Origin of the sequence: Glycomyces sp. L485 (assembly GCF_022548875.1) — a bacterium.
Lineage (GTDB): Bacteria > Actinomycetota > Actinomycetes > Mycobacteriales > Micromonosporaceae > Glycomyces.
The window spans coordinates 82,344-105,663 of sequence record NZ_JAKZEW010000005.1; the positions used below are offsets into that span (position 1 = coordinate 82,344).

The 23,320-nt window shown below is 69.1% G+C and carries 21 protein-coding genes and 3 tRNA genes; 16 read left to right on the plus strand and 8 right to left on the minus strand.

Annotated features, from left to right (window positions below; translation table 11 throughout):
- The first annotated feature begins 101 nt into the window (after window positions 1-101).
- From L0U85_RS20455 to L0U85_RS05040, 5 genes are all read left to right on the plus strand, one after another.
- Window positions 102-1,577 (plus strand): penicillin-binding transpeptidase domain-containing protein, encoded by a 1,476-nt coding sequence (locus L0U85_RS20455; protein WP_347177358.1) that lies wholly within the window; start codon window positions 102-104, stop codon window positions 1,575-1,577.
- Window positions 1,577-2,302, plus strand: a complete 726-nt coding sequence (locus L0U85_RS05025) for a phosphatase PAP2 family protein (protein ID WP_241376664.1) — start codon at window positions 1,577-1,579, stop codon at window positions 2,300-2,302. The genes L0U85_RS20455 and L0U85_RS05025 overlap by 1 nt, the downstream gene beginning before the upstream one ends.
- Complete coding sequence (locus L0U85_RS05030) at window positions 2,302-2,721, plus strand: DUF4190 domain-containing protein (RefSeq protein WP_241376665.1); 420 nt, start codon at window positions 2,302-2,304, stop codon at window positions 2,719-2,721. Before L0U85_RS05025 ends, L0U85_RS05030 begins: the two co-directional genes overlap by 1 nt.
- 226 nt (window positions 2,722-2,947) lie before the next feature.
- Window positions 2,948-4,105 (plus strand): histidine kinase, encoded by a 1,158-nt coding sequence (locus tag L0U85_RS05035; RefSeq protein ID WP_241376666.1) that lies wholly within the window; start codon window positions 2,948-2,950, stop codon window positions 4,103-4,105.
- The gene (locus tag L0U85_RS05040) at window positions 4,102-4,743 is read left to right on the plus strand and encodes a response regulator transcription factor (RefSeq protein ID WP_241376667.1); all 642 of its coding nucleotides are present in this window, start codon (window positions 4,102-4,104) and stop codon (window positions 4,741-4,743) included. Before L0U85_RS05035 ends, L0U85_RS05040 begins: the two co-directional genes overlap by 4 nt.
- A 207-nt stretch (window positions 4,744-4,950) precedes the next feature.
- Here the strand turns inward: L0U85_RS05040 and L0U85_RS05045 are convergent, their stop codons facing one another.
- The gene (locus L0U85_RS05045) at window positions 4,951-5,463 is read right to left on the minus strand and encodes a hypothetical protein (RefSeq protein WP_241376668.1); all 513 of its coding nucleotides are present in this window, start codon (window positions 5,461-5,463) and stop codon (window positions 4,951-4,953) included.
- A gap of 276 nt (window positions 5,464-5,739) precedes the next feature.
- Window positions 5,740-6,627, minus strand: a complete 888-nt coding sequence (locus L0U85_RS05050) for a transposase family protein (protein ID WP_241376669.1) — start codon at window positions 6,625-6,627, stop codon at window positions 5,740-5,742.
- Between the two features lie 445 nt (window positions 6,628-7,072).
- On the opposite strand from L0U85_RS05050, the gene argC reads away from it, so the two are divergent.
- From argC to argH, 8 genes are all read left to right on the plus strand, one after another.
- Window positions 7,073-8,086 (plus strand): N-acetyl-gamma-glutamyl-phosphate reductase, encoded by a 1,014-nt coding sequence (gene argC / locus L0U85_RS05055; protein ID WP_241376670.1) that lies wholly within the window; start codon window positions 7,073-7,075, stop codon window positions 8,084-8,086.
- A complete protein-coding gene (argJ, locus tag L0U85_RS05060) occupies window positions 8,083-9,237 on the plus strand; it encodes a bifunctional glutamate N-acetyltransferase/amino-acid acetyltransferase ArgJ (protein ID WP_241376671.1) in 1,155 nt (384 codons plus the stop codon). The genes argC and argJ overlap by 4 nt, the downstream gene beginning before the upstream one ends.
- On the plus strand, window positions 9,234-10,133 hold the full coding sequence (argB, locus tag L0U85_RS05065) for an acetylglutamate kinase (RefSeq protein ID WP_241376672.1): 900 nt from the start codon (window positions 9,234-9,236) through the stop codon (window positions 10,131-10,133). The genes argJ and argB overlap by 4 nt, the downstream gene beginning before the upstream one ends.
- Window positions 10,130-11,332, plus strand: a complete 1,203-nt coding sequence (locus L0U85_RS05070; protein WP_241376673.1) for an acetylornithine transaminase — start codon at window positions 10,130-10,132, stop codon at window positions 11,330-11,332. The genes argB and L0U85_RS05070 overlap by 4 nt, the downstream gene beginning before the upstream one ends.
- Window positions 11,329-12,276: an ornithine carbamoyltransferase gene (argF, locus tag L0U85_RS05075; protein ID WP_241376674.1), complete on the plus strand. Its 948-nt coding sequence runs from the start codon at window positions 11,329-11,331 to the stop codon at window positions 12,274-12,276. Before L0U85_RS05070 ends, argF begins: the two co-directional genes overlap by 4 nt.
- A 67-nt stretch (window positions 12,277-12,343) precedes the next feature.
- Entirely contained in the window at window positions 12,344-12,922 is a 579-nt protein-coding gene (locus L0U85_RS05080) for an arginine repressor (RefSeq protein ID WP_241376675.1), read from the plus strand.
- On the plus strand, window positions 12,915-14,126 hold the full coding sequence (locus tag L0U85_RS05085; protein WP_241376676.1) for an argininosuccinate synthase: 1,212 nt from the start codon (window positions 12,915-12,917) through the stop codon (window positions 14,124-14,126). Before L0U85_RS05080 ends, L0U85_RS05085 begins: the two co-directional genes overlap by 8 nt.
- A gap of 1 nt (window position 14,127) precedes the next feature.
- A complete protein-coding gene (gene argH / locus L0U85_RS05090) occupies window positions 14,128-15,525 on the plus strand; it encodes an argininosuccinate lyase (protein WP_241376677.1) in 1,398 nt (465 codons plus the stop codon).
- Window positions 15,526-15,529: 4 nt separating this feature from the next.
- On the opposite strand, the gene L0U85_RS05095 is transcribed toward argH, so the two are convergent.
- The 5 genes from L0U85_RS05095 to L0U85_RS05115 all read right to left on the minus strand — a co-directional run bounded on the left by L0U85_RS05095 (window position 15,530) and on the right by L0U85_RS05115 (window position 21,126).
- Window positions 15,530-16,279: a CPBP family intramembrane glutamic endopeptidase gene (locus tag L0U85_RS05095; protein ID WP_241376678.1), complete on the minus strand. Its 750-nt coding sequence runs from the start codon at window positions 16,277-16,279 to the stop codon at window positions 15,530-15,532.
- A 338-nt stretch (window positions 16,280-16,617) separates the two neighbouring features.
- Window positions 16,618-16,863: an MMPL family transporter gene (locus tag L0U85_RS05100; protein ID WP_241376679.1), complete on the minus strand. Its 246-nt coding sequence runs from the start codon at window positions 16,861-16,863 to the stop codon at window positions 16,618-16,620.
- 102 nt (window positions 16,864-16,965) lie between these two features.
- Complete coding sequence (locus tag L0U85_RS05105; protein WP_241376680.1) at window positions 16,966-17,637, minus strand: response regulator transcription factor; 672 nt, start codon at window positions 17,635-17,637, stop codon at window positions 16,966-16,968.
- Complete coding sequence (locus tag L0U85_RS21095) at window positions 17,634-18,776, minus strand: sensor histidine kinase (RefSeq protein WP_241376681.1); 1,143 nt, start codon at window positions 18,774-18,776, stop codon at window positions 17,634-17,636. Before L0U85_RS21095 ends, L0U85_RS05105 begins: the two co-directional genes overlap by 4 nt.
- A gap of 10 nt (window positions 18,777-18,786) precedes the next feature.
- Window positions 18,787-21,126, minus strand: coding sequence for a Tex family protein (locus L0U85_RS05115; protein WP_241376682.1), 2,340 nt, complete (start codon window positions 21,124-21,126; stop codon window positions 18,787-18,789).
- A gap of 135 nt (window positions 21,127-21,261) precedes the next feature.
- Here L0U85_RS05115 and L0U85_RS05120 point away from each other — a divergent pair.
- The 3 genes from L0U85_RS05120 (at window position 21,262) to L0U85_RS05130 (ending at window position 21,553) form a co-directional block, all read left to right on the plus strand.
- Window positions 21,262-21,334, plus strand: a tRNA-Gly gene (locus tag L0U85_RS05120).
- Between the two features lie 24 nt (window positions 21,335-21,358).
- Window positions 21,359-21,430: transfer RNA gene (locus L0U85_RS05125), tRNA-Val, on the plus strand.
- Window positions 21,431-21,479: 49 nt separating this feature from the next.
- Window positions 21,480-21,553: transfer RNA gene (locus L0U85_RS05130), tRNA-Cys, on the plus strand.
- Window positions 21,554-21,732: 179 nt separating this feature from the next.
- Here the strand turns inward: L0U85_RS05130 and L0U85_RS05135 are convergent.
- On the minus strand, window positions 21,733-23,178 hold the full coding sequence (locus tag L0U85_RS05135; RefSeq protein WP_347177360.1) for an ATP-binding protein: 1,446 nt from the start codon (window positions 23,176-23,178) through the stop codon (window positions 21,733-21,735).
- Between the last annotated feature and the right edge of the window lie 142 nt (window positions 23,179-23,320).

The following is a 23,320-nucleotide window of genomic DNA, read 5'->3' on the forward strand; positions in this document are numbered from 1 at the left end:
GGCGGGAACGAAGCCCGCCGGTCCGTCTCATATAGACGGCTATACGGTGAAAGTCGGGTGCCGGGGCCTGTCGGGTAGTCCGCGCCTTTTAAGGTACGTATGTGGATAACGGGAGTGCCCCTCGCTTCGGCGCCGGTAAGCGGCGCACGACCGCCGACCGCCGCGGTACCCACCGCGGCCGCGGCGCGGGCCGACACCGCGCCGAGACCGGCTTCGAACTGCCCGGACTTCCGGCCAACCTCAACAAGATCCACTTCACCGTCGCCGCGGCCGTCGGCCTGGTGATCGCCGTCGGCCTCGCGATCGGCACCGAGTTCTTCCCCGACGACGAGCCCGCCGCGGGCCGCGCGGACGATGCACCATTCCTGTATTCCAGCGGCGAGGCCGTCCCCGAGGACTTCGCCGCGCGCCACGCCGGCCTCGTCGAGCGGATCACTGCCGAACTCGCGAGCCGCTACGGCATCACCCTCGACGGGCTCTTCGAAGCCGAGTCCAATCCAGACGGCGCCCGCGTGGTCCTCACCATCGATCGGCGCCTGCAAGAGGTCGCCGAGGCGTCCGGCACCGCCACCGGCGTCGCCGCCGTCGAACCGGGCACCGGCGCGGTCCTGTGCTACTACGGCGCCGCCACCCCGCACCCACCGGCCTCCGTGTTCGACATGGTCACCGCCGCGGCCGCCATCGAGAACGGCACCGCGCCCGACTCGAAGTGGAGCGACGGCGACGAGTCGGTCACGCTCGCCGATGCGGTCCGCGAGTCCCGACAGGACGCGATCACGGAGGTCGCCGAAGCGCAGGGCGCCCAGGCCGTCCTCGACACCGCGGCCGCTCTCGGACTCTCCGAGATGACCGACGAGTTCGGCACCGTCCACGACTTCGGACAAGGCATCGACTACAGCGCCTTCGACACCGCCGCCTTCGGCCGCTACCCGGTCAGCGCCGTCGACATGGCCGCCGTGTACGCCACCATCGCCGCCGACGGCCTCCGCGCCGACACCCACTTCATCGAGCGCGTCCTCGTCGGCGACGACATGGTCCAGGCAGACCAGGGCATCAGAACCGCCCAAGCCGTCTCGGCCGACACCGCCGGCGGGCTCCAGGCCATCGGCATCGGCCACGGCGACGCCATCGAAGGTCGCGACTTCTTCGGGCTCTCCGGCGCCTGGCCCGACGATCCGCCGCAGTCGTGGTATGTCGGCGCCATCCCGCAGTTGAGCGTCGCGGCCTGGATCGGCGAGGCCGGATCGTCCGACGCCGACACCGCCGGGATGCCGGTGTGGCGGCAGGTCGTCGACACCGCGATCGAAGTCATGGACTACGAACCCGAGTCGTGGGACGGCGGCTCCGGCGGCGGCGAGTCCCCCAGCGGCGAGGAGCCCTCGTCCCAGGAACCGACCTCGGAAGAGCCCAGCGAAGAGGAACCCTCGTCCGGGGAGCCGACCACGCAGGAACCGCCGGACGAGCCGAACGATCCGCCCGCCGACCCCACCCCCGACGATCCGCCGCCGGACGATCCGCCGCCGGACGAACCCTCCGAAGACCCCCCGACGAGCGACGACTGCTGGTTCGTCTGCTGATGACGCCCAGAGCATTCCCCACCTCGCGGCTCGCGCTGCCGCTGGCACTGGTACTGCCGCTCGCGGTGCTCGCCATCGCGCTGTGGGTCCGCGCCGACCCGGCGTCGCCGCCGTTCCAAGGCCTCGACGACGCCTGGCTTCGGCTCATGAACGGCGGCCGCGACCAGCCCCTGTGGTTCGTGGCCGACGCGTTCGACAACTCCGGCGGGCGCATCGGCGTCCTCTCCGCGCTGCTGCTCGCATCGATCCTCGTCGCGTGGCGGCGCTGGCGGTCGGCCGTGTTCGCCCTCGCCGCCGTCAGCGCGACCCACCTCGCGATCGCGCTGATCAAGCTCGTCGGCGACCGGGACCGTCCGACCGGCATCATGGTCGACGCCTCCTCCAACGCGTTCCCCTCGGGACACTCGGCCCGCATGGCCTCGGTGGTCGTGGTGCTCACCGTCGTAGCGATCCCGGTCGCGGCCGGGCGCTGGTGGTGGCCGCTCGCCGCGGCGCTGGTCCTCGCGATGATGTGGTCGCGAACCTGGCAGCACGCCCACTGGCTCTCCGACACCATCTGCGGCGCCGCCACCGGCATCGGAGTGTCGATGCTGTGTTGGCGGGCGTGCGGTCCGCTGCTGGAACGCGAGCGTGCCGAGATATTGGCGCGAACCCGTGATGACCCGAGCGAACCGGAGGCATTACCTTTGGCGGGTCCGCCGCCCGACCGTCCAAGGTGCACATGATGACCTCTCAATCCGAACAACCCGAACAGCAGCCGCCGCCAGGCCCGCCGCCCCCGATGTACCCCTATCCACCGATGTACGGCTATCCGTACTACCAGCCGCCCCCTCCCATGAACGGCATGGCGATAGCGGCGATGATCCTCGGCATCGTCGGCGTATTCAGCCCGATCGGCGTGCTCGGCCTGATCTTCGGCATGGTCGCCAAGCGGCAGATCCGCGAACGCGGAGAGCGAGGTGACGGCTTCGCCGTGACCGGAATCGTCCTCGGCTGGATCGCCGTCGCCTCGATCGTCTTCTGGGCCCTGTACATCATCTTGATCTTCACGGCGACCGGATTTGTGGTCAACGAGATCACCGATTACGAGCCCGATTCCTGGCCGACCGACGACGCCACGGACTTCGCTCTGCTGCTCCTTTAGGCTCGGTCGTACGGAAGGACATCGCACGAATCGAACTCGGGCGTCAGCGGTTCGACGGCGCGGAAATCCCGCGATCGAAGATCCGGTTGGTCTCATAGCGGTGGACCAGGGTGGTGCCACCCGTTCACCGGTGGCATCCGATCGCGGCCCGTGCGACCAAAGGAGGAGGCCCGTCTCGGTACCGAGGTCGACGCCGCAGCCGCACCGCCGTGATGGGATGGGGAGCATGGCCAGCCCCCTCCGCCGCGCCCCGCGCGCCGACCTCATCGCAGCGGTCGCGCTCTTCGCGGCCGGAAGCGTCCTCATCGGGCTCGGCAGCTTCGAGCCCTACCGGGCCGAAGTGCCCCTGGCGATGCGGTTCGTACCACCGGCACTGGTGTGCCTCGGCGTCACCGTCCGCCGCGCCGCGCCCGGCTGGTGCCTCGCGCTCGGCGTGGCCGGGTTCGGCACCGAAGTGGCCGTCGGGTTCACGCTCGTGACCGTCTGCGTATTCACCGACAACCTCTACTCGTACGCGCGATACGGGCCGCGGAGCCGCACCCGGTTCCTCATCGGCGGTGCGGGAGCGGCCATAGCCGTGTTCGTCGTCTGGGCATTCTCCGAGGGCAGCGACGCGGGCGGCGTGATCAGCACCGCCGCGGTGGCCGCGGTCGTACTGGTCTCGCCGATCGGCACCGCGATCATCGTCCGCCAGGCCCACGACCGCGCGAGCCTGGAGGCCGAGCGCGCCGAGCAGACCGCGCGGCTGGCCGACGTGCGCCGCCGCGAAGCGGTGCTGCGCGAGCGCACCAGTATGGCCCGCGAACTCCACGACACCGTCGCGAACTACCTGAGCGCCATCGCCCTCCAATCCACCGGACTCCAGGCCCGCCACGACCTCGACGAGGAGACGGTCAAGCGGTCGGTTGCGGCGATCCGCCAGAGCAGCGTCGAGGGCCTGGCCGAACTGCGGCGCATCATCGGGCTGCTGCGCACCCCCGATGCGGCAGAGGAACTCGCGTCCTACCGCCTGGAGCAGATTCCCGAGCTGGTCGAGCGGATGCGGCGCGTCGGCCTCAAGGTCGACTACACCGCAGACGGGCCCGACCGCAAGCTGACAGGCGAGGTCGAGACCGCGGCCTTCCGCGTCGTCCAGGAGGCGCTGACCAACGCGCTCAAATACGGCACGGACGCGTCGGTCGCCGTCGCATACGGACCCGAGCGGCTGACGGTCGCCGTCGAGAACACCGTCGACTCCGAGGCCGACCCGGTGCCGAGCGGCGGGGCCGGACTGGTCGGCATGTCCGAGCGTGTCAGACTGCTCGGCGGCTCCCTCCGGGCCGGGCCCGACGGCGGGCGCTGGCGCGTCAGCGCCGAGATACCCACGGAAGGCAACGCCATATGACCAGGGTCCTGCTCGCCGACGACCACGCCGCAGTCCGCGCCGGTCTGCGCATGCTGCTCGATAGCGTCGACGACATCGAGGTCGTCGGCGAGGCCTCCGACGGCGTCGAGGCCGTCGCACTCGCCAGGCGCCTGCTCCCGGACGTGGTGGTCATGGACGTGCGCATGCCCCGCAAGGACGGCATCGCGGCCGCCGCCGAACTGCGCGGCGTCGCCGACGTCCTCGTCCTCACCAGCTACGGCGATGACGCGAACGTCTTCGACGCCCTGCGGGCCGGGGCGAGCGGCTTCCTGCTCAAGGACGCCGACGCCGAGACCCTCGTCGAAGCCGTCCGCGTCGTCGCCCGAGGCGACGGCCTCATCTCCCCGGCCGTCACCCGCAATCTCATCGCCGAGTTCGGGCGCGCCCGACCCTCATACGCGCCGATCGCGGTCGACGGCGAGGGCCTGGCCGCCCTGACACCCCGGGAGACCGAGGTCCTCTCGCTCATCGGCGAGGGCCTGTCGAACGCGGAGATCGCCGCCGTGCTCGGCACAGCCGAGACCACGGTCAAGTCGCACGTGACGCGCCTGCTGGCGAAGCTGGGCCTGAGCAGCCGCGTCCAAGCCGCCATATTCGCGCGTGAACAGGAGCGATAACGGGATCCCGATCACAGTGTTGAAAAAGCGCTGAAGATTTCAGCGACGGGCGTTTGGCAGTCGTTCAACGTCTCGTCGGAGCCGGTCGGCGACTTGATCAACCTCTCGGGCTGCGAAGGCTACGTCTTAACACCCGAGCCGGCCGAACTGCAAGTGAGCTTCTGATTCGGTGCCCAGGGGGGAATTCTGCTACAGCGTGCGGGCCGCTCACGACAGTGAGGTGAGGTCAGGCTCCTCGCAGCCGTAGACGTTGCCTTCGTCGAAGGTGCCGCCACCGAAGGCGATCGGCGAACCCAGAATCCAGGGCTCCACATCATCGCGCGGGAAGTCCCCGAACACGGCGAAGCGGGTGAAGTGGGCGTCGACCACGTCGCAAAGGACGATGGTCGCCTCATAGCCGTCCTCGCAATCGGGCCAGCAAAAACCTGAGACACGTCCGCTCGCCACAGCGGTATCGGGTCCCCAGGTCTGCCACTCGAGATCGGAGGTGAAGGTGAATTCCTGAAGCATCAGGGCATCGGGCATCTGGTCGCTGTACAGCTCCCCGTCGCCTTCCAAAGTGGTGATCCGCGTGACGTAGACGTCGGCGGCGGGCTCCACTGGACCAGCGGTTTCCGTCTCTTCGACAGTGCCGCTCGATTCAATCGGAGCGCTCGAATCGGTCGTATTGGTCTCGTCGCCGACGGTGCAGCCGGTCAAGAACGCCAGCGTGAGCGCCATGGCGGCAGAGGGCATCAGAGGGGTGCTTCTCATGGACCCCACCTTAGGGGCTCTCTGCAATGACCGTCGGCGTGCACTATCCGGGAATGCCGTGGCTCGGGATCGCGCGTGTCGCGTCCTCATCGTCGTGATGCTGGAACTCCCGGCCGATACGCACCCCGCAAGCGACGGTGATCACACTACGATTTGTGATGGCGCACTTGGTCGTCTCGGCTATCGGAAAGGATCAAGACAGTGAGCTTTTGTCAGCAAGATGATCGGTGCTCTGGGTGAGGTTCATGCGATCCGGGCGTGTTCGTGCTGGAAAACCGCAAGACAGGCGCGGGCGATCACACCGATCCGCCAGGGGTTGAGCCCGGTACGGCACAGCGCGCGGAAGCGCATCTTCAGATCGGCGTTGGCCTTCTCGGCCATGGCGCGGAGCGCGCCGAGGGCTTTGTTGTACTGCCGCTGGTAGACGGCCAGCTCCTTCCCCCTCGGTTTCTTGTGCGGCAAGCGGACCGGCTCGGCATCGGCGAACTTCTCATACCCCAGGTCGACCAGCGCCAGCAGCCGCCTGGCCTCATCCTCGGCATTGAGCTCGGCGAACCACACATCGAGCCCGGCCGCGATAGCGGCGGTCGAGTCGTGCTCGCGACCAGGACGAACGTCGGAAACCCACATCGGGAACCCGTCCGGGGCGGAAACGACCTGGAGGTTCCCGCCGTGCGCGGCGTGCTTGCCCGACCACCACAGGTCAACGCCCTTCGTGGGCCCTTCAACGTGCGCCTTGTCGATCGGAATCAGGGTGCCGTCCAGGCCCACATGCTCGTATCCGGCCGCTCGGGCCGCCTCGATCACCTCGTCCAGCGAGGGCACCTGGGCGGCCAGGATGTCCAGGCCCTCGTGGAGATACCGGTACCCCGTCGAGGAACTCACGGCGTTGTCACACGTCAGCTGGGTCATTCGGGTGCCGTCGAACAGCCACCGGAGCACCATGACCGCTTGGCGGAAGGCCCCAAGCGACCGGGTGCCCTTGCGAGTGCGGCGCCGGCGCCGACCGGTCTGGAGCTTCGCCGCGAACCAGGTGACGACCTCCCGGTCAACCGGCAGGACGCAGCGGTATGTGACACTGGAGGACAAGCGAAGCCCTTCTGGCGCAACAATGTTGTGTGGTAACTCCATTGTTCACCAGGGGGCTTCGTTGCATCTCAGGGCATCTCATCACAGACAGTCAGAAGAGCCTTGCTGGGAAAAGCTCAGTCATCCTATTCGTCGCGTTCCCACGGGCGGCGCGGTTTGGTCGGTGGCGGTGGATCGCCACCGTTCCGACGCTCTAGGTCACGCCTCCAGAGACGCGCGGTGCGGACACTCCACCGGACTAGCCCGATCACGACTAGCACGATGATTGCACCTATGACGAGCATCAACGCTCCCCATGATTCTGCTGGCATGCTCGGTTACCTCTTCTCCAGTCTCTTCCACAAGAGTGCGCGCTCAAGTACCCGCTGAAACCCAGGGGCCGCTACCGAAACGTTCCGTGCGCTCTCAATCACCGGAATATATCGTTGAACCACCTTCTGAATGCTGATACAGTGTCATGCATAAGCATTCAAATCGGAGGTTTCCAGTGACGTACCAGGTCGCCGTGGCCGGTGCCAGCGGCTACGCGGGAGGCGAGGTGCTCCGGCTGCTCGCCGACCACCCGCAGCTCGACGTCGTAGCCGCCAGCGCCCACAGCCAGGCCGGTGAGCCGATCACCGCAGTCCACCCCCACCTCTCCGCTTACGGCGACCGACGATTCTGCGAGACCACCCCGGAGGCCCTCGCGGGCGCCGACCTGGTCGTCATGACCCTCCCGCACGGCCAGTCCGCCGCGCTGGCCGCACAGTTGCCCGCCGACGTCAAGGTCGTCGACCTGGGCGCCGACCACCGGCTCGAAGACGCCGACGCCTGGGAGGCCTACTACCACAGCCCGCACGCAGGGACCTGGACCTACGGCCTGCCCGAGCTGCCCGGCGGTCGAGAGGCCATCGCCGCCTCGAACCGGGTCGCCGCCACCGGCTGCTACGCGGTCGCGACCACCCTGGCGCTGCGTCCGCTCGTCGAGGCCGGCATCGCCGACCCGAACGACATCGTGGTGGTCGCCGCCTCCGGCACCTCAGGGGCCGGCAACGCGCCCAAGAAGCACCTGCTGGCGAGCGAGGTCGTGGGCTCGATGAGCCCCTACAAGGCCGGCGCGCACCAGCACGTACCCGAGATCAAGCAGGCCACCGGGGCGGCGAGCCTGTCGATGACGCCGCTGCTGGCCCCGATGCCGCGCGGCATTCTCTCGACGGTCACCGCGAAGCCCGCCGGGGACGTGAGCGCCGCAGAGGTCCGCGCGGCCCTGTCCAAGGCCTACGACGCCGAGCACTTCGTCCGCCTGCTCCCCGAAGGGGCCTGGCCCGCGACGGCCTCGACGTACGGCACCAACGCCGTCCACCTCCAGGGCACGGTCGACCTCGACTCGGGCCGCATCATCGTGTGCGCGGCCATCGACAACCTCGGCAAGGGCGCGGCCGGGCAGGTCGTCCAGTGCGCCAACCTCATGCTCGGCCTGCCCGAGGCGAGCGGTCTGACCGTGAACGGAGTCGCACCATGACGGTGACAGCACCGAAGGGTTTCCGGGCCTCCGGCGTCATCGCCGGGCTCAAGCCGTCGGGCAAGCCCGACGTCGCGCTCGTCGTCAACGACGGGCCCTCCCAAGTCTCCGCCGGCCGATTCACGGGCAACCGCGTCAAGGCCGCCCCGGTCAAGTGGACCCAGCAGGTCATCACTTACGGCAGGCTGAAGTCCGTCATCCTCAACTCCGGCGGTGCCAACGCCTGCACCGGTCCCGAAGGCTTCCAGGACACGCACGCCACCGCCGAGAAGGTCGCCGCGGTCCTCGGCTGCGGCGCGGCCGAGGTCGCCGTCTGCTCCACCGGGCTCATCGGCGAGCGCCTCCCCATGGGCAAGCTCCTGCCGGCCGTCGACGAGGCCGCCGCCGCACTCACCGAGACCGGCGGCGAAGCCGCCGCCACCGCGATCATGACCACCGACTCCGTCGCGAAGAACGCCGTGGTCACCAGCCCTGCCGGCTGGACGGTCGGCGGCATCGCCAAGGGCGCGGGCATGCTCGCGCCCGGCCTGGCCACCATGCTCGTCGTCCTCACCACCGACGCGGTGATCGACGCCGCGCAGGCCGACGCAGCGCTCGGCACGGCCTGCCGGTACTCGTTCGACCGGCTCGACTCCGACGGCTCGATGTCGACCAACGACACCGTCCTCCTGCTCGCCTCCGGCGCCTCGGGCGCCGAGGCCGACGCCGACGAGTTCACCGCCGCGCTGACCGACCTGTGCAAGGATCTCGCCCGCCAGCTCCTGACCGACGCCGAAGGTTCCACCAAAGACATCGCCATCACCGTCTCGGGGGCGCAGACTGAAGACGACGCAGTCGAGGTCGCCCGTGGCGTCGCCAGGGACAGCCTCGTCAAGACGGCGATGTTCGGCTGCGACCCGAACTGGGGCCGCATCCTCGCCGCGGTCGGCTGCGCGAAGGCGCCGTTCGACGCCGACGAGGTCGACGTGGCCGTCAACGGCGTGTGGATCTGCAAGGCCGGCGCCGCCGGTGTCAGCCGCGACGAGGTGGACCTCAAGGGCCGTGACGTCGCGATCGACATCGAACTCCACAACGGCCCGGCATCGGCCACGATCTGGACCAATGACCTTTCCCACGATTACGTCCACGAGAACTCGGCTTACTCGACATGAGCATCAGTGATCTAGCACCGCATCTGAAGTCGGCGCTCGGCAAGGCCGAGACACTCATCGAGGCCCTGCCGTGGCTCCAGCGCTTCGCCGGCCACGTCGTCGTCGTCAAGTACGGCGGCAACGCCATGATCAACCCCGAGCTCCAGTCGGCGTTCGCCGCCGACATGGTGTTCCTGCGCTGCGTCGGCATCAAGCCGGTCGTCGTCCACGGCGGCGGCCCGCAAATCTCGAAGATGCTCGACAAGCTCGACATCGAATCCGAGTTCAAGGGGGGCCTGCGGGTCACCACGCCCGAGGCGGCCGACGTCGTCCGGATGGTCCTGGTCGGCCAGGTCGGCCGGGAACTCGTCGGCCTGATCAACAACCACGGCCCGCACGCGGTCGGCATGAGCGGCGAGGACGCTCAGCTGTTCACCGCGAAGCGGCGCTGGGCCGACGTCGACGGCGAGCAGGTCGACGTGGGCCGCGTCGGCGACGTCGCCAGCGTCAACACCGCCGCTGTCGACGACATCATCGCGGCCGGGCGCATCCCCGTCGTCTCGACCGTGGCGCTCGACCACGACGGCGTCCTGTACAACCTCAACGCCGACACCGCCGCCGCCGCGCTCGCCGAGGCCCTCGGCGCGCAGAAGCTCGTCATTCTCACCGATGTCGAAGGGCTGTACGCGAACTGGCCCGAGAAGGACTCGCTGCTGCGGCAGGTAGTGACCTCGCAGCTCGCCGAACTGCTGCCGAGACTCCAGTCGGGCATGGTCCCGAAGATGGAGGCCTGCCTCCGGGCGGTCAAGGGCGGCGTCCCCCAAGCGCACGTCATCGACGGGCGCGTCCCCCACTCGACCCTGCTGGAGATCTTCACCTCCGAAGGCGTCGGAACCATGGTCGTGGAGGAACAATGACCTATTCGGACGAACTCAAGTCGCGGTTCCAGGCGGCCATCATGGGCAACTACGGGCTTCCCCCGGTCGCCATCAGCTACGGCGAGGGCCGCCACGTCACCGACGTCGACGGCACGACCTACCTCGACATGATCGGCGGCATCGCCGTCTCCAGCCTCGGCCACGACCACCCGGCCCTTGTCGATGCAGTGAGCACCCAGGCCGCGCGGCTCGCCCACACCTCCAACCTCTACCTGCACGAGAAGGAGATCGAGCTGGCCGAGAAGCTGCTCGAACTCGCGCGGGTCGAGGGCAAGGTGTTCCTGTGCAACTCCGGCACCGAGGCCAACGAGGCCGCCCTGAAACTGGTCCTGCTGGCCGGCAAGGACAGCGGCAGGACGAAGATCGTCGCCGCCGAGAACGGCTTCCACGGCCGCACCCTCGGCTCGCTGTCCATCACCGGCAAGGCCTCCATCCGCGAGCCGTTCGAGCCGCTCGGGCGCAACGTCGAGTTCGTGCCATACGGCGACGTCGACGCCCTCAAGGCAGCCGTCGACGACGAGACCGCCGCGCTCTTCCTCGAACCCGTCCAAGGCGAGGCCGGCATCTTCACCGGCGCGCCCGGCTACCTCGCCGCGGCCCGCGAACTCACCGCCACGCACGGCGCCGCCCTCGTCGTCGACGAGATCCAGTCCGGCTTCGGGCGCACCGGCGACTGGTTCGCCCACCACGCCGAAGGCATAACCCCCGATGTCATCACCGTCGCCAAGGGAATGGGCGGCGGCCTCCCCATCGGCGCCGCCATCGGCACCGGCGCCTACGCCGAGGCCCTCACCCCCGGGACGCACGGCTCCACCTTCGGCGGCAACCCCATCGCCTGCGCCTCCGCGCTCGCCGTCATCGACACCATCGAGCGCGAGCACCTCCTCGACAACGTCACCGCACTCGGCGAACACCTCGACGCCCGGCTCGGAGGCGTCGCCCAGATCACCGAGGCGCGCGGCAAGGCCCTGTGGCGCGGCATCGCCCTGACCGGCTCGTACGCCGCCGACGTCGTCGCGAAGCTCGCCGAACTCGGCGTGCTCGCCAACGCGCCCCGGCCCGACACGATCCGCATCGCGCCACCGCTCACCATCACCGCCCCCGAACTCGACGAGTTCTGCGACAAGCTCATCGCCGCGCTCGACGAGGTTCAGCCGGCCCCAGGAGGACGACCGTGACCCGGCACTTTCTCAAAGACGACGACATCACCGCGGCCGAGCAGGGCGACCTGCTGCGCCTCGCCGCGGACATGAAGGACGACCGCCACGGCTTCGACAGCCTGAACCAATCCGGACGGCTCCGGTCGGTCGCGGTCGTCTTCGAGAAGCCCTCGACCCGCACCCGCCTGTCCTTCCAGATCGGCATCGCCGAACTCGGCGGCAACCCCGTCGTCATCGACTCGCAGTCCAGCCAGCTCGGCCGCGGCGAGTCCATCGCCGACACCGCCCGCGTCCTCTCCCGCTACGTCGATGCGATCGTCATCCGCACCTTCGGCGACGACCGCATCGCCGAGCTCGCCGAGCACGCCACCGTCCCCGTGGTCAACGCCCTCACCGACGGCTGGCACCCCTGCCAGCTGCTCGCCGACCTCCACACCATCGCCGAGCACCGCCGAGCCGGCCTGCACATGCTGCGCGGCACCAGCATCGCCTACGTCGGCGACGCCGCGTTCAACATGGGCAACTCCACCGTCATCGCCTGCTCCATGGCCGGCATGCACGTCCGCGTCGGCGCACCCGCCGGCTACCAGCCCGCCGCCGACGTCTTGGCGCGCGCCGCCGAGATCAACGCCGAAACCGGCGGCTCGGTCATCGTCACCGACGACCCCGTCAAGGCCGTGAGCGGCGCCGACGTCGTGTCCACCGACGCCTGGCTCTCGATGGGCATGGAAGACCGCGAGCAGCGCATCACCGACCTCGCGCCGTACCAGCTCAACGCCGCGCTCCTCGGCCAGGCCGCCGAGGACGCCATCGTCCTGCACTGCCTGCCCGCGCACCGCGGCGAGGAGATCACCGACGCCGTCATGGACGGCCCTCAGTCGAAGGTCTTCGACCAGGCCGAGAACCGCCTCCACGCCCAGAAGGCCCTGCTCTCCTGGATGATCGGCGGTGAACGCGAATGAGCCCCCACCCGTCGCCCCGCCCGACCGGCCCGCTTCACTCGCCCACCCCGAACCGGAGTGAACGCTGATGAACTTGCCGACCACGAAGGCGGCGCGCCAGTCCCGCATCGTCGAACTCATCTCCAGTGAGGCGATCAAGTCCCAGTCCGAACTGGCCGAACTCCTCGCCGAATCCGGCATCGAGGTCACCCAGGCGACCCTGTCGCGCGACCTCGAAGAGCTCGGCGCCATCAAGGTCCGCGGCACCGACGGCGGCGGCGCCGTCTACTCGATCTTCCCCGAAGGCGAACGGCCCCTGCGTGACGCCGAGGCCGCCCCCGACCGGCTCAAGCGCCTGCTGCGCGAACTGCTCGTCGGGGCGGACTACTCGGCCAACATGGCCGTGCTGTGGGTCCCGCCCGGGGCCGCCCAGTACCTCGCCAGCGCCATCGACCGGTCCGGCCTCGCCGACGTCATCGGCACCATCGCCGGCGACGACACCATCGCCGTCATCGCGAGCGACGGCGTGACCGGCCGCAAGGTCGCCGACCAGATGCTCCAGTGGGCCGGCAAGGCCCCCACCCAAGACGCCGGAGGCGACGCCGCCTCCATCGAGACCGCCATCCCCTACACCACCAGTGAGATGAAGGAGAACAGCAATGACTGAGAAGGTAGTGCTCGCCTATTCGGGCGGCCTGGACACGTCCGTGGCGATCCCGTACCTGGCCGAGCAGCTCGATGCCGAGGTGATCGCCGTGGCGATCGACGTCGGCCAAGGCGGCGAGGACCTCGACGCCATCAGGGAGCGGGCCATCGGCTGCGGCGCGGTAGCCGCCGAAGTCGTCGACGCCCGCGAGGAGTTCGCCGCCGAGTACTGCTTCCCGGCAGTGGCCGCCAACGCCCTCTACATGGACCGCTACCCGCTCGTCTCCGCGCTTTCGCGCCCGCTCATCGTCAAGCACCTGGTGGCCGCCGCCGAGAAGCACGCCGCGACGATCGTCTCGCACGGCTGCACCGGCAAGGGCAACGACCAGGTCCGGTTCGAGGCCGGGCTCGCCGCCCTCGCTCCGCACCTGAAGATCGTGGCCCCCGCCCGGGACTTCGCCTGGACCCGCGACAAGGCCATCGCCTTCGCCGAGGAGAAGAAGCTCCCGATCGACGTCACCAAGAAGTCGCCGTACTCGATCGACCAGAACCTGTGGGGACGGGCCGTCGAGACCGGCTTCCTGGAGGACATCTGGAACGGCCCTATCGAGGACATCTACTCCTACTCACAGGACCCCGCGCAGCAGCGCGAGGCCGATGAAGTGATCATCTCCTTCAAGGCCGGACGCCCCGTCGCCATCGACGGCGTCGCCAAGTCCGCGTTCGACCTCGTCCACGAACTCAACGAGCGCGCCGGCGCCCAGGGCATCGGCCGGATCGACATGGTCGAGGACCGGCTGGTCGGCATCAAGTCCCGCGAGGTATACGAGTCCCCGGCCGGCATCACCCTCATCGCCGCCCACATGGAGCTCGAGAACGTCACGTTGGAGCGCGAGCAAGCCCGCTTCAAGCGGAACGTCGACCAGCGCTGGGGCGAACTGGTCTACGACGGCCTGTGGTTCTCGCCGCTGAAGGACAGCCTGGAGGCGTTCATCGCCGACACCCAGGCCCACGTCACCGGCGACGTCCGGCTGACCCTCCACGCCGGCAAGGCCACCGTCACCGGTAGGCGCTCCGACGCCAGCCTCTACGACTTCGACCTCGCCACCTACGACGAGGGCGACGCGTTCGACCAGTCCAACGCGCGCGGCTTCGTCGAGCTGTGGAGCCTGCCCTCCAAGCTCGCCGCAGCCCGCAACGAGCGGATCAAGACCGAGGGCGAATAGCGTGGCGAAACTGTGGGGAGGCCGCTTCACCGGCGGCCCCGCCGCCGCCCTAGAAGCCCTGAACGCCTCGATCGGCTTCGACTGGCGGCTGGCACCGTACGACCTGGCGGCCTCCAAGGCCCACGCCCGCGTCCTGCACCGGGCCGGGCTCCTCGACGAAACCGAACTGAACCGGATGCTCGAAGCGCTGGACGGCCTCGGCGACGACGTCGCCTCCGGGGCCTTCACCGGCACCGTCGCCGACGAGGACGTCCACACCGCGCTGGAGCGCGGCCTGGTCGAACGCCTCGGCGACCTCGGCGGCAAGCTCCGCGCCGGGCGCAGCCGGAACGACCAGATCGCCACCGACCTGCGGATGTACTGCCGAGCGCAAGCGCGCGGCCTCGCCGCGAACCTGGCGGGCCTCGTGTCCGCGCTGGCCGAGCAGGCCGCGACCGTGGCCGACGCGCCCGCGCCGGGCATGACGCACCTTCAGCACGCGCAGCCGGTGACCTTGGGACATCAGCTGCTCGCGCACGCCCAGGGCTTCCTGCGCGACCTGGACCGGCTCGCCGACTGGGACAGGCGGGCGGCCGTCTCGCCGCTCGGCTCGGGCGCCCTGTCGGGCTCGTCGCTGCCGCTCGACCCGGCGGCCGTCGCCGCCGAGCTCGGCTTCGACGCCCCGGCGGCGAACTCCATCGACGGCGTTGCCGACCGCGACTTCGCCGCCGAACTGGCGTTCGTGTGCTCGATGATCGGCGTCCACCTCTCCCGGCTGGGGGAGGAGGTCATTCTGTGGGCGAGCCAGGAGTTCGGCTGGGTCACGCTGGACGACGCCTTCTCGACCGGGTCGTCGATCATGCCGCAGAAGAAGAACCCGGACGTGGCCGAACTCGCTCGCGGCAAGTCCGGGCGGCTGACCGGCAACCTCATGAGCCTGCTGACGACGCTCAAGGGTCTGCCGTTCGCCTACAACAAGGACCTGCAGGAGGACAAGGAACCGGTCTTCGACTCCCTGGACAACCTGGAGCTGCTCCTGCCCGCGGTGACCGGCATGGTCGAGACGCTGACGTTCAACGTCGAACTCCCGCGGGCGGCGGCGCCGAAGGGCTTCAGCCTGGCGACCGAGATCGCCGACTGGCTGGTGCGCAGGGGCGTGCCGTTCCGCAGCGCCCACGAGATCGCCGGCGCGTGCGTCGCGCACTGCGAGGCGCGGGGCATCGAGCTTCACGAGATCGACGACGCCGACCTGGCCGGGATCTCCGAGCACCTGGACCCGACGGTCAAGCGGGTGCTCGACGTGGACGGTGCGCTGGCGGCCCGCACCACTCCGGGCTCGACCGGCCCGAAGGCCGTGGCCGACCAGCTCGCGGCGGTCCGCGAACAGGTCGAGACCTGGCGCGTCTGGTCCGAGATCTAGGTCGTTACCGCGGCGCGGTCCGCGCGGGCTCCTCGGTCGGCTCCGTACGCCGGTCGAGGAGCCGCAGCACCCAGATCCCGTAGCCGATGAAGCCGACCGCCACCGCCGCCTGCACGGGCCAGGCGGCGGCGCCCGGGCTGGCGTACTGCGCGAAGTTGTAGAGCGCGTGCGAGGCGACCAGGGGCCAGACCGTGGTCAGGTGGAACCGCACGGCCGCGTAGCCGAACCCGAACGCGGCGGTGCTGACGACCTGGAACAGCGTGTCGCCGAGGTCCCGGCCGAACCAGAGGCCCGACAGCGCGTGGCCCAGCCCGAAGAGCACGCCGACCCAGACCGCCGCGGGCAGTCGGCCCACGCTCGTGAGCGCGCGCTGCACGACGCCTCGGGACAGGCTCTCCTCGGTTATGCCGACGACGAGGCAGAAGACCGCCAGTCGCAGGAGTGTCTCTCCGTCGCCTTCGATGCCGGGCACGATATAGACGGCGCTGACCAGGAACAGTGGCACCGTGACCCCGAAGACGGGGACGCCGGAGCGGATCGGAGCGAACCCCGTGTAGCGCCAGTCGCCCATGGCGAGGGCGGCGAGCACCGGGACCGGCAGGGTGCAGAGGGTGATGAGCGTGGCCCCGAGGTGTGGTGATTCCTGGGAGGGGACGAGCTCCGCGGCCGTGAACAGGACCGCGTGCCAGAGCAGCGTCAGGCCCGCGGCCAGGACGAGCGGGGGCGGGGAGAACCTGGATTCGCGAAGGGACACGCCACGAATGCTAGTCGGACAGCGCCGCCGGATCGGTACGGCTGCTGAGCTCCTTCGCGAGGCGCGCAACCTGACGCTGGTGACGATCGTGATGGCGCCCCAGATGATCGCGAAGAACCCGATCGCCGGCGCCAGTGCGCCCTCGGACGGCCAGAGGAGCCGGAACCACGGCGGGCCCAGGGCTTCGGGGTGCTCATCGCTATAGGAGTCGACTTCTTGAACGGCGAAGACATGGAGCAGGTCGAATATGCGGTCACCCGCTGTCGCGGACTGCCGGGTTGAACACCGACGGCCTCGGCGCGAAACGCCGGGGCCGCTCATCGGTTGTCGTGTGGTGCTTATCGGGTGTGGGCCGGCTCGCGCTGTTGGGCGCGCGGGGCCTCGGCCTCGGGTTCGACCGTCACGTGCGGGAGGACCCGGTCGAGCCACCTCGGCATCCACCAGGCCGCCCTGCCCATGATCTTCATGATCGCCGGGACCAGCAGGCAGCGGATCACGATCGCGTCGATGAAGATCGCCACGGCCAGGCCGATGCCGAACTGTTGGAGCAGCCGTGCCTCGGAGAGCATGAACGCGCCGAACATGACTATCGCCGTCGGCGGCCCCGGTCCGCATCGGCCCGACAGAGGCGATCGGCCTACCACCGGGGCGTCAGGCGGGCCCCGAGGCGTACTCCCCGAGTCGCATCACTCGCCGTCGGTCCAGGTCGGGCGCACCAGCCCCGACTCGTACGCGGTGACCACCAGCTGCGCCCGATCGCGGGCCGATAGCTTCGACATGATGCGACTGACGTGCGTCTTCGCCGTCGCCGGAGCCAGGAAGAGCGTTCCGGCGATCTCGTCGTTGCTCATGCCGGTCGCCACGAGCTTCAAGACCTCGGTCTCGCGCTCGGTCAGCGAGTTCAGTTTCGGGCTCGGCTCGGGCCTGGCGACGCGCCCGGCGAACTCGCCGATGAGCCGCCGCGTGATCTTCGGTGAGATCAGCGCCTCGCCCGCGGCGACCACGCGGATGCCCCTGAGCAGCTCGTCCGGGTCGGTGTCCTTGACCAGGAACCCGCTCGCGCCCGCCCGCAGCGCCCGGTAGACGTAGTCGTCCTCGTCGAACGTCGTCAGGATGACGACCTTGACCCCTTCGAGCCTCGGGTCCGAACCGATCCGGTCGGTCGCCTCCAGACCGTCCACACCGGGCATGCGGATGTCCATGAGGACCACGTCGGGGCGGTGCCTGCGGATCAGCTCCATGGCCTCGCCGCCGTCGTTCGCCTCGGCGACGATCTCGATGTCGTCCTCGTCGCCCAGGATCGACGCGAACCCGGCGCGCACCAGCCGCTGATCGTCGACCAGCATCACTCGGATCACTGCTGCACCTCCAGCGGCCACGTGGCCTCGACGACGAAGCCGCCGTCGTCGCGAGGCTCCGCGTTGAAGGTACCGCCGAGCCCCTCGGCCCGCTCACGCATCCCCGCCAGCCCGTTCCCCGCGATCACCTTGTCCGCCTTCACCGATGCCGTACCGTCGTCGGTGACGCTCACCGCCAGCGTCGACGTCCCGGTCACCACGTTGATCCGCGCTCGGCCCGCGTCCGCGTGCCTGACCACGTTCGTCAGCGCCTCCTGCACCACCCGGTAGGCCGCCGCGTCCACCGCCGCCGGCAGCTCGGCCCGCCCGTCCTGGCGCAGCGTCACCTCCAGACCGGTCGCCTCGGCCGCCGCCACAAGCGACGGCAACTGATCGAGGCTCGGTCCCGGACCGGTCGGCGAGTCCTCACCGGCTTCGCGCAGCACTCCGACCATCGAGCGCAGCTCCCGAAGCGACAGCCGGCTCGTCTCCGAGACGATCTCCAGCGTCTCGCTCGTCGCGTACTCGGGGTTCCTCTTGAGCCTGCGCAGCGCCGCCGCGGTCTGCACGTTGATGAGCGACAGGTGGTGGCCCACCGCGTCGTGCAGCTCCCTGGCGATCCGCAGCCGCTCTTCGGCGATGCTGCGCCGCTGCCCCTCGGCCAGGGCGGTCTCCATCTCGGCACGGTAGCGCCTGTAGTGGGCGACCACCGTGCCGATCGCGACGATCGCGATGATCCACCCCGACAGCAGCAATGTCTCGCCCTCGGTCATGTGCGCGAAGCCGGCGAGGGTCTCCGAGACCACCGTCAGCACGAACGTCACCGCGCCGACGACGGTGGCCGCGATCGTCCTGCCATGCGCCGCCAGCGAATACAGGGCGATGACGAACGCCAGCAGCATCGGTCCGTCGACCGCGGACGCCGGGTAGTACACCATCGTGCACACCCAGGTGACGATTGTGACCGTCAGCGGATACGCCGAGCGGAAGAACACCACCGCGCAGGCGACCAGCAGCGCCGCCCACGCGACCGGCTCGGAGAGCCCGATCGGATCGGGCTCTCGCAGTGCCGCGTCGACGCCCGTCCACGCCAGGATGACGAAGGCGTTGGCGATCCCGACGATGAGGTCGCCCTTGCGGTCGGAGTAGCGGTCGAACACGGCTCTGAACCTATTGGCTCAGGCCGGCCCGCCTGAGCGCCTCCGCCATCGCCCCCTGCGGCTGGGACTGGCCGCCGCGCGCCTGGCGCTGCTGCTGACGGCCGCCCTTCTCGCTCTTGCCGCTCTTGCCGCGCCGGCCTGCGCCCTCGCCTCCGCGGCTCTTGCCGCCGCCGGCCTCGGGCTCGTCGTCGAGCCGCATCGACAGTGAGATGCGCTGGCGTGGAATGTCGACCGACAGGACCTTCACGCGGACGACGTCGCCTGGCTTGACCACCTCGCGCGGGTCCTCGACGTAGCGGTTCGCGAGCGCCGAGATGTGGACGAGGCCGTCCTGGTGGACCCCGACGTCGACGAACGCGCCGAACGCGGCCACGTTCGTGACCGCGCCCTCGAGGATCATGCCCTCTTCGAGGTCGGAGACCTTCTCGACGCCCTCTTTGAACGTGGCGGCCTTGAACTCCGGGCGCGGGTCTCGGCCGGGCTTCTCCAGCTCGGTGAGGATGTCCGAGACCGTCGGGACGCCGAAGCGTTCGTCGGCGAAGTCGCCGGGCTTGAGCTTGCGGAGCGTCGCCGCGTTCCCGAGCAGGCCGGTGATGCCCTCGCCGGTGCCGGCGAGGATGCGCTCGACGACCGGATAGGCCTCGGGGTGGACGGCGGAGGCGTCGAGCGGGTTCGACCCGCCGGGGACGCGCAGGAACCCGGCGGCCTGCTCGAACGCCTTCGGGCCGAGCCTGGCGACGTTGAGCAGGTCCTTGCGGTCGTTGAACCGGCCGTGCTCGTCCCTCCAGGCGACGATGTTGGCCGCGATCGACTGGGTGAGCCCGGAGACCTGGCTCAGCAGCGGGACGCTCGCGGTGTTGAGGTCGACCCCGACGGCGTTCACGGCGTCCTCGACCACGGCCTCAAGGGATTTGGTGAGTTTCGACTCAGTCAGGTCGTGCTGGTACTGGCCGACGCCGATGTGCTTGGGGTCGATCTTGACCAGCTCGGCGAGCGGGTCCTGGAGCCTCCTGGCGATGGACACGGCGCCGCGCAGCGACACGTCCAGGCCGGGCAGCTCCTTGGTGGCGTAGGCCGACGCGGAGTAGACCGAGGCGCCCGCCTCGGAGACCACGAGCTTGGCGAGCTCGGCCTTGCCCGCGAGCGCCTTCACCAGATCCCCGGCGAGCTTGTCGGTCTCGCGGGAGGCGGTGCCGTTGCCGATGGCGATGAGCTCCACGCCGTGCTTCTGCACGAGCGCCGCCAAGGCGGCGAGCGAAGCGTCCCACTGGTTCTGGGGCTGGTGAGGGTAGACCGCGGCGGTCTCCAGGACCTTCCCGGTCGGGTCGACGACGGCGACTTTCACACCGGTGCGGTAGGCCGGGTCGAGGCCCATGACGGTCTTCTGCCCGGCAGGAGCGGCCAGCAGCAGGTCCTTGAGGTTCGTGGCGAAGACCTTGACTGCCTCGTCCTCGGCGCCCTGCCACAGCCGCATCCGAAGGTCGACGCCGAGCTTGACGAGGATCCTCGTGCGCCACGCCCAGGAGACGGTCTTGGCGAGCCAGGCGTCGGCGGCGCGCCCGAGGTCCTGGATGCCGAACTTCGCGGCGATCATGGCCTCGTAGTCGGCCGCGTCGGCCTCGTCCCCGCCCGGCTCCAGCGTGAGGGAGAGAACTTCCTCCTTCTCGCCGCGCAGGAGCGCCAGGACCCGGTGGGACGGAAGGGTGGTGAACGTCTCGGAGAATTCGAAATAGTCGGAGAACTTGGCGCCCTTCTCCTCGGCGCCGTCCCTGACGCGGGAGGCGACGCGGCCGCGTCGCCACATGCGTTCGCGCAGCTCGCCGATGAGGTCGGCGTCCTCGGAGTACCGCTCGGTGAGAATGGCGCGGGCCCCGGCCAATGCCGCCGCGGCGTCGTTGACCTCCGCTTCGGGGTTGAGGAAGCCGGCGGCGACGGTCTCGGGGTCCTGTGTCGGATCGTTCAGCAGCGTGTCGGCGAGCGGTTCGAGCCCGGCCTCGCGCGCGATCTGAGCCTTGGTCCGGCGCTTCTGTTTGTATGGGGCGTAGAGGTCTTCGAGCCTGGCCTTGGTGTCGGCGGCGTCGATCTGCGCCCGCAGCTCGGCGGTCAGCTTGCCTTGTTCGGAGACCGATTCGAGGATCGAGGTGCGTCGCGCCTCCAGCTCGCGAAGGTAGCCGAGGCGCTCTTCGAGCGCGCGGAGCTGTTCGTCGGTGAGGCCCCCGGTGGCCTCCTTGCGATAGCGGGCGACGAACGGGACGGTCGAGCCGTCGTCGAGTAGAGCGACGGCGGAGCGGACTTGGTGGGCGCCGACCGAGAGTTCTTCGGCGATGCGTTGATCGATAGCTTGAGCCACGGGAGCATTCTGCCAGAACGCTGCGACAACGGCGGCCGAAGCCGCGGTACCGGACCCCCGAGTGGACGCCCCCGCGAGCATTGGGTAAAGTTCTATCCCGTCGCCGGGGGGCAACGGAAAACCTCCTGATGACATGCGGACGTAGCGCAGTTGGTAGCGCGACACCTTGCCAAGGTGTAGGTCGCCGGTTCGATCCCGGTCGTCCGCTCGGAGCTCGAAAGAGCGCTATCCCGGACGATTAGCTCAGCGGGAGAGCACTCCCCTGACACGGGAGAGGTCACTGGTTCAATCCCAGTATCGTCCACCGCCGCGGAGGGGTCCGGGTCGTAAGACCTGGGCCCGCTTCGCATCAGGGTGGGTTGGCCGAGTGGCGAGGCAGCGGCCTGCAAAGCCGTATACACGGGTTCGACTCCCGTACCCACCTCCACACCTTCAGTACCTCCACAAACGGACCCCGAGAACATGAGAAATGTTCCCGGGGTTTTCGCATGCGTATGTAGAAGTACTGGCACTCTCGGGCGGCGAGGCGAGGTCGCCTCAAGTGAAGAGTCCCCTCGGCCCCATCTTTCTTCGCGGATACGACGTCGCGGTACTCGTTGGGCTCGGTCAAGCGCTTCTCGTGAATCCGTAGAGATCGGGTAGCCCGATCAGGACCACATCTTCCCGTTGCGGCAGGGAGTCCGAGAATCCGGAGCCGCTGAACAGCGCGAGTTTCGTTCGGCTGGTGTCGAATCGGGTCGACAGCAGTGTGCGAATGTGCTCCAGCCGTTCGAGGTGGGCCTTGCCCATGGTTTCGCTCAGCTTGCATTCGCCGATGGCCAGTAGGGATTCGCTGCCGTCGTCTGCGGTAGTGAAGACCGCCAGGTCGACCTCGTGGGTGGTGCGATCGGCCGGATCGTTTACGGTGCCGCTCCCGACCCGATCGGCGAAACCATCGAAGACCTCTTCATCCGCGTAGGTCTGAGCCCATTCGCGGCAGATTTGCTCGAAGCGGGGGCCGAGTACCTGCGGATTGAATCGCGATTGCGCGCGGGACCAGAGGCGCTCGGGCTGCCGGCCCAGTTCCCAGTCGGTCCAGTTCGGGCGCAGGACGGCCTGATGGAAGGCGATGAGCGGCTCGTTCACGCGGTAGACCGTGCGGTTCTTGCGGAACGCATCCGTCTCCTTGCGGAGGAGCCCGGCGTCTTCGAGGACATGTAGTGGATGGGCGATGTCGCTTGCCTTGCGGCCGACGTAGCCGGCGATGCCGCCGCTGGTCGCGTTCCCTGCGGTCACGGCCGCGAGCACCGAGTGGTACAGCCCCGGATCGCGGATCTCGGTCTCTTCGCTCAACAGGTAGCGGGCTTCCCTGAACAGCGGGCTGGCCGGGTTCAGCGGGTGTCGCAGCATCCACGGATCGAAATCCTCGATGGAGGAGGGTGCGTCGTCGGCGGTGAACTGCCTGCGGTAGGCGGGTGTGCCGCCGACGACGGCATTGACTTTGAGCGCGAGCAAGGGGTCGGTGATGCCCCAGAATTCGGCGGCGAGCCGGAAGTCGAGCGTGGGGACGACCAGCTCCATCCCGGCCCGGCCTCGCAGGGGCGCGGTTCCGGACAGGAGTGACCCCATGAAGGACATCGCTGATCCGCAGAGCAGCAGCCTCGTGCGCGATGCGGTGAATTCGGCGCGTCGGGGTGCGAACGCGGCCTGGATGATCGAAGGCAGTTGCGGGCTGGCCTTGACCAGGTAGGGAAACTCGTCGATGACGACCGGGATCTCTCTGTCGACCCCGACGGCGAGGAGTGCGTCGACAGCTTGGCGCCAGTCAGTGAAGGCGATCGGCAGCGGCGACCTTGCGAAGGTGCCTACTGCGGCCGCGAAGGATCGCAGCGATTCGGCCTCCGAGGCTTGTTCCGCTGCGATGTACAGCCCGCCTGCCGCCTCGCAGAGCGCCTCGAGCAGGAACGTCTTGCCCTGGCGGCGGCGTCCGGACACGACCCCGAGGGTCGCACTCGACTGCCCGCTCCCGGCGAACCGGTCCAGCGCCGACCACTCGCGTTCGCGGTCGAACATGTCGACAGGCTTCAGTAGAGTCACGCAGCCTCCCCAAATTGAAATGTAGTTCAACTAACTATAGTTCAAGTCTTGCGAAAGAGCGGTTAGCTGTTCGAGCACTCGCATTGTCGAGCCGGTCCCACTCGTCCCGGGTGAGTAT

Coding starts and splice junctions, on each gene's coding strand:
- L0U85_RS05070 (WP_241376673.1), top strand. CDS start 10,130: ATGACCTATTCGGACGAACTCAAGTCGCGGTTCCAGGCGGCCATCATG.
- L0U85_RS05135 (WP_347177360.1), bottom strand. CDS start 23,178: ATGTTCGACCGCGAACGCGAGTGGTCGGCGCTGGACCGGTTCGCCGGG.
- L0U85_RS05035 (WP_241376666.1), top strand. CDS start 2,948: ATGGCCAGCCCCCTCCGCCGCGCCCCGCGCGCCGACCTCATCGCAGCG.
- L0U85_RS05045 (WP_241376668.1), bottom strand. CDS start 5,463: ATGGCGCTCACGCTGGCGTTCTTGACCGGCTGCACCGTCGGCGACGAG.
- L0U85_RS05025 (WP_241376664.1), top strand. CDS start 1,577: ATGACGCCCAGAGCATTCCCCACCTCGCGGCTCGCGCTGCCGCTGGCA.
- L0U85_RS05100 (WP_241376679.1), bottom strand. CDS start 16,863: ATGTTCGGCGCGTTCATGCTCTCCGAGGCACGGCTGCTCCAACAGTTC.
- L0U85_RS05080 (WP_241376675.1), top strand. CDS start 12,344: ATGAACTTGCCGACCACGAAGGCGGCGCGCCAGTCCCGCATCGTCGAA.
- L0U85_RS05085 (WP_241376676.1), top strand. CDS start 12,915: ATGACTGAGAAGGTAGTGCTCGCCTATTCGGGCGGCCTGGACACGTCC.
- argJ (WP_241376671.1), top strand. CDS start 8,083: ATGACGGTGACAGCACCGAAGGGTTTCCGGGCCTCCGGCGTCATCGCC.
- L0U85_RS05030 (WP_241376665.1), top strand. CDS start 2,302: ATGACCTCTCAATCCGAACAACCCGAACAGCAGCCGCCGCCAGGCCCG.
- argB (WP_241376672.1), top strand. CDS start 9,234: ATGAGCATCAGTGATCTAGCACCGCATCTGAAGTCGGCGCTCGGCAAG.
- L0U85_RS05050 (WP_241376669.1), bottom strand. CDS start 6,627: ATGGAGTTACCACACAACATTGTTGCGCCAGAAGGGCTTCGCTTGTCC.
- L0U85_RS05040 (WP_241376667.1), top strand. CDS start 4,102: ATGACCAGGGTCCTGCTCGCCGACGACCACGCCGCAGTCCGCGCCGGT.